Raw genomic sequence first — 5,145 nt, forward strand, 5'->3', positions numbered from 1 at the left:
GCCGTTCTTCTGGCCGAACAACTACCTCTACGACGTCGCGGCCGCCGGCCCGGACAGCGTCTGGATCGCCGGAACCCAGGGCGAGCTGGTCGTCCCCGGTCCGATCCCGGGGACCGGCAAGACCATTCCCGGCAACCCGGTCGTGCGCCGCTGGAAGGGGGGCCGCTGGGTCGAGTACGACCTCCAGAACCTGCACAACCGCGGCGCGATCAGGGACGTCGACGCCGCAGCCCCCGAGGACGTCTGGATCACCGGGCCCAAGTACGGCTCGGACGACAGGGCGACCCCCTACCTCGGGCGCTTCAACGGCTCGCGCTTCGTCCAGGTGGAGACGCCCCCGGGCGCGGACCGCATCGACCTGCAAGCCCGCGCGGCCGGGGTGTGGCTCGCCACCGCCACCGACCTCCACCGCCGGACGGGGGACGGCTGGGCCCACGTCACCGCCCTTCCCGACATCGAGCGGGAGACCTTCCACGTCCGCGCCGACGACGACGTGTGGGTCCTCGGCACCGCCGCGCAGGACGACCCGGCCCTCGTCGCGCGCCATTGGGACGGGCGGTCGTGGCGGGACGCCCCGGTGAACCCGCCGCCCGGGGACGTCCTCGGCTTCACCGACATGATCGCGCTGTCCCCCACCGAGGCGTGGGCCATCGGCTACACCGACCCCGGCCCGTCCAACGTCCCCCTGCTGATGCGCTGGGACGGCACCGCCTGGACGAGCGTCGCGCCGCCCGCGGGCCTCAACAGCCTCAGCGAGATCGTCCGGGGCGGGGACGGCACGCTCTGGATCATCGGACACGCCATCGACGAACCGGCCGGGCCCGGCCTGCTGCGCTACTCCGGCGGAGCATGGGAGCGGGTGCCGACCACCGCCGTCCCGAACCGGAGCAACTTCAACGCGGCCGCGCTGGCCGTCGTCCCCGGCACCGGCGCGCTGTGGACGCTCGGCAGCGTCAACATCGGCGGCCCCGTCGTCCTCAGGGACGGCTGACGTCCCGAACCGGCACCCGTGCCCGTGATCAGGGTGTGCCCGCTTCGTGCCCATATCGCGATCCGTCCCAAGGAACGGTGATCTGCATCACCTCGTCCAAGCCGCATGGGGATTGTGAGAAGCGTCAGGCACGTGACATGGGCGTTCGTCGTCCTCCTGCTCGCCGGGGTGCTGGCCGCGTGCGGGGGCGGCGGCGACAGCGGCTCGGAGAGCGCGGACTCCGCCGCCCGCGCCCCCGCCGCCACGAGCGGGGACCGCGACGCCGGCGCGGGGTCGGCCGAGCGGGCGCCGGAGGGGGCCGGCGAAGGGGCGGGCGCGGGCGCGGGTCCGGGCGCGGAGAAGCCGCGAGCCCCGCTCACCGCGGCGCGCGAGGTCGTCCACACGGCCTCGCTGCGGGTCAGGGCGGAGGACGTGAACGCGTCCGCCGCGAAGGCCAAGCAGCTGGTCACCGGCGCGGGCGGCTACGTCGAGCGGGAGTCCAGCAGGACCGAGCCGCCGCGCTCCGAGATCACCCTGAAGATCCCCGCCGACCGCTACGGCGAGCTGCTGAACACCCTCGGCACGCAGCTCGGCACCAAGCTCTCGCTGAGCCAGGAGGCCGAGGACGTCACCGGCGAGGTCGCCGACGTGGCCGCCCGGGTGCGCTCCGCGGAGGCGTCGCTCGCCTCCTTCCGCAAGCTGTACGAGCGCGCCGACTCCATCGACGAGATCATCCGGCTGGAGAACGAGATCTCCGAGCGCGAGTCCGACCTGGAGGCGCTGCAGGCGCGCGAGAAGTCGCTCAAGAACCGCACCCAGTTCGCGACCGTCACCGTGACGCTGGTGTCCAAGGACGCGCCGAAGGAGCCCGAGGACGACTCCCGCGGCGGGTTCCTCGGCGGGCTGGAGAGCGGCTGGGACGCCTTCACGGCGTTCGTCGGAGGCGTCGCCATGGTGTTCGGCTGGCTGCTGCCCTTCCTGCTGACGGCGGCCGTGCTGGGCCTGCCGGTGCTGGCGTTCCTGCGCCGCCGGCGCGGCCGGGTCTCGACCGTCGCGCCCGCGGCGGGCGGCTCCGGCCCCCGGCCGGAGCAGGACAAGCCGGAGCAGCAGGAGGCCGCCGGGCCGTCCGGCGGGTAGGGCGCCCGGCTAGCGTGCGTCCTCGGCGCTCGCCTCGTGGACGAGTTCCACGAGGCGGGCCAGCACGTCCGGGTCCGTGGACGGCAGGACGCCGTGCCCCAGGTTGAAGATGTGCCCCTCGGCCGTGCGGCCCCGGGCCAGCACGTCGCGGGCGCGGCTCTCCACCGTCTCCCACGGCGCGAACAGGATCGCCGGGTCAAGGTTGCCCTGCAGGGCCTTGCCGGGCTCGACGCGGCTGACGGCCTCGTCCAGCGGCACCCGCCAGTCGACGCCGACGACGTCCGCGCCCGCCTCGCCCATCGGGCCGAGCAGCTCGCCCGTCCCGACGCCGAAGTGGATGCGCGGCACGCCGAGCGGCTCGACCTCGGCGAAGATGCGGCGGGCGTGCGGCAGGACCGACGCGCGGTAGTCCTGCTCGGCGACCGCGCCGACCCAGGAGTCGAAGACCTGCACGGCGCTCGCCCCGGCCGCGACCTGCACCTTCAGGAACGCGATCGTGAGGTCGGCGAGGCGGTCCATCAGGTCCGCCCACAGCTCGGGCTCGCCGTACATCATGGCCTTGGTGCGCTCGTGGTTCTTGGACGGGCCGCCCTCGATCAGGTACGAGGCCAGCGTGAACGGGCCGCCCGCGAACCCGATCAGCGGCGTCGACCCCAGCTCCCCGGCCAGGCCGCCGACGGCCTCGGTCACGTAGTGGACGTCGTCGGGGACCAGCGGGCGCAGCGCCGCGACGCCCGCCGCGTCCCGGATCGGGTCGGCGATGACCGGGCCGACGCCCGGCTTGATGTCGAGGTCGACGCCGATGGCCTTGAGCGGCACCATGATGTCGCTGAAGAAGATGGCGGCGTCCACCCCGTACCGGCGCACCGGCTGCATGGTGATCTCCACGACCATCTCCGGCCGGGTGCAGGACTCCAGCATCGGAACGCCCTCGCGCACCCGGAGGTACTCCGGGAGGGAGCGTCCGGCCTGGCGCATGAACCACACGGGCGTGTGCGGCACCGGCCGCCTCCGGCAGGCCAGCAGGAACGGGCTCGCGGAGAGCCCGCCGTCGTCGGGCGGGCGCACGGCGTCGGCGGCGGCGTCGGCGGGGCGGGCAGCGTCAGCGGTCACGTTGTGATGGTCCCATGAAAGGGCGGCCGGAGGGCACTGGGGTGACCCCTGTGGCAGGACGAACTTCCGGACACGCCGAGCGAAGTCCCGCATTCTGTCACCGGCGCGTGCGAACGTGATGCGTGTCATAGCCGAGGGAGGTCCCCCTTGTACTGCTCCACCTGCGGTGATGAACGTGTGTTCGAGCAGCCGCCATGTCCGGACGGGCACGGCGAGGAGTGCCCGGAGCGAGCGTGCGTCGACTGCGGTTCGGCCGTCCTGGTCGGTGCGCCGCCGCCCGCGCTGCCTCCGGCTCCCGGGCGCGCGACCACCACCGCCCCGGAGCCCATGACCGCCCCCGCGCACGGCCCGGCCACCGGCCGCGGAACCGGACGCGCCGCCTCCGTGCGGGCCGTGGCCTGAACGGCCCGGCCCCCGAAACGAAACCACCTGTGCTGTGCCTGCTTCCCCTCCGCACCCGCCCGTCGCCGCCCGCGGCGGCGCCCCGCACCGGCATCCCCGACCCGAGCCACTCCCCCGCACCCAGGCCGGTCCGCCCATGAACCCACCTGCCTTCCAGCGGGCGCTCGACACGCTGCGCGAGATCCTCGACGGCCCCGGCGTCCGGCCGGAGCTCGACCTCGAGGACATGCCCGCGCCGCAGAGCCTGGCCCCGTACGCGGCGGCCATGTCCGGCAGCGTCTACCGCGACGACGACACCGAGGTCGCCACCGGCCGCCTCATCGTCCTGTACGACCCGGACGGCCGCGGCGGCTGGGCGAACGGCTTCCGCATCGTGGCCTACATCCGCGCCGACCTGGAGCCCGACATCGCGGCCGACGAGCTGATCGGCTCGGTCGCGTGGGACTGGCTGCTGGAGGCGCTGGAGCCGGCCGGCTACGCGGGCGTGTCCGGGACGATCACCCGCGCGGTGTCGGAGAGCTTCGGCGACAAGCGCGACGAGCCGTCCACGACCGAGCTGGAGCTGCGCGCCTCGTGGTCCCCGACCGGCGACGATCTCGCCGGTCACGTGACCGCGTGGTGCGAGGTGATGTGCACGACGGCGGGGCTGCCGCCGTCCGGAGTCGCCGCGCTTCCGAACGGACCGGGCGGCGCGGGCGGCTGAGCGACGTACGGTAGGGGACGTGAGCACGGCGTCCGAAACCGGGGCGGCGAGGGAGAACACGAAGGAAGTGCGCCTTTCTCGTCGGCCCGTGTCCCCGCGACCCCGGTCGGTGCGCCAACCCGAGGATGAGATGGGTTCAGCAGGAGTGTCCGATACGCGCGCCACCGGCTCCCAGCGGGACACCGGTGCGGAGAAAGGGGCCGCCGCAGGGCGGCCCGGGACCGTTCCAGCGCAGGCCGCGGCGGAGCCCGGCCCCGCGGACCGGGAGGCCGGCGCCGGCCCCCCGGCCGTTCCGCTGCTGGAACCGCGCGAGGGCGTCCCCTCCGTGGTGACCGACGCCGCCGAGCTGGAACGGGTCGTCGCGGCGTTCGCCGCGGGCAGCGGCCCGGTCGCGGTCGACGCCGAGCGGGCCTCCGGTTACCGCTACGGGCAGCGCGCCTACCTGATCCAGATGCGCCGCGCCGGCGCCGGCACCGCGCTGATCGACCCGATCGCGTGCCCCGACCTGTCCGCCCTGGACGCCGCGCTGGCCGAGACCGAGATGGTGCTGCACGCCGCCAACCAGGACCTGCCGTGCCTGGCCGAGGTCGGGCTCGTGCCGCGGCGGCTGTTCGACACCGAGCTGGCCGGGCGGCTGCTCGGGTACCCGCGGGTCGGGCTCGGCTCCATGGTCGAGAACGTGCTGGGCTTCGTGCTGGAGAAGGGGCATTCGGCGGCCGACTGGTCGACGCGCCCCCTCCCGGAGGACTGGCTGCGCTACGCCGCGCTGGACGTCGAGCTGCTGGTCGAGCTGCGCGACTCGCTGCTGGACGAACTGGAG

At 74.5% G+C, this 5,145-nt stretch carries 6 protein-coding genes; 5 read left to right on the forward strand and 1 reads right to left on the reverse strand.

All coding sequences use genetic code 11. The features are described from left to right. Window positions 1-991: hypothetical protein (locus tag IEZ03_RS01535; RefSeq protein ID WP_194506001.1), on the forward strand; the 991-nt coding region annotated here is incomplete at its 5' end. 132 nt (window positions 992-1,123) lie between these two features. Beyond that, the gene (locus tag IEZ03_RS01540) at window positions 1,124-2,107 is read left to right on the forward strand and encodes a DUF4349 domain-containing protein (RefSeq protein ID WP_184882807.1); all 984 of its coding nucleotides are present in this window, start codon (window positions 1,124-1,126) and stop codon (window positions 2,105-2,107) included. Window positions 2,108-2,116: 9 nt separating this feature from the next. On the opposite strand, the gene hemE is transcribed toward IEZ03_RS01540, so the two are convergent. Further along, window positions 2,117-3,133 carry a uroporphyrinogen decarboxylase gene (hemE, locus tag IEZ03_RS01545; protein ID WP_268248514.1) on the reverse strand — a complete coding sequence of 339 codons (1,017 nt, stop codon included), beginning with the start codon at window positions 3,131-3,133 and terminating at the stop codon, window positions 2,117-2,119. 264 nt (window positions 3,134-3,397) lie between these two features. Between hemE and IEZ03_RS01550 the strand changes: the two genes are divergently transcribed. The 3 genes from IEZ03_RS01550 to IEZ03_RS37435 all read left to right on the forward strand — a co-directional run. Beyond that, window positions 3,398-3,622, forward strand: a complete 225-nt coding sequence (locus tag IEZ03_RS01550) for a hypothetical protein (protein ID WP_184882803.1) — start codon at window positions 3,398-3,400, stop codon at window positions 3,620-3,622. 136 nt (window positions 3,623-3,758) lie between these two features. Continuing rightward, entirely contained in the window at window positions 3,759-4,325 is a 567-nt protein-coding gene (locus tag IEZ03_RS01555) for a DUF3000 domain-containing protein (protein ID WP_184882801.1), read from the forward strand. A gap of 130 nt (window positions 4,326-4,455) precedes the next feature. Then, window positions 4,456-5,145, forward strand: a 690-nt coding sequence (locus IEZ03_RS37435) for a ribonuclease D (protein WP_229807917.1), incomplete at its 3' end; no start/stop codon positions are given.

It is taken from the genome of Actinomadura livida (genome assembly GCF_014648675.1).
GTDB lineage: Bacteria > Actinomycetota > Actinomycetes > Streptosporangiales > Streptosporangiaceae > Spirillospora > Spirillospora livida.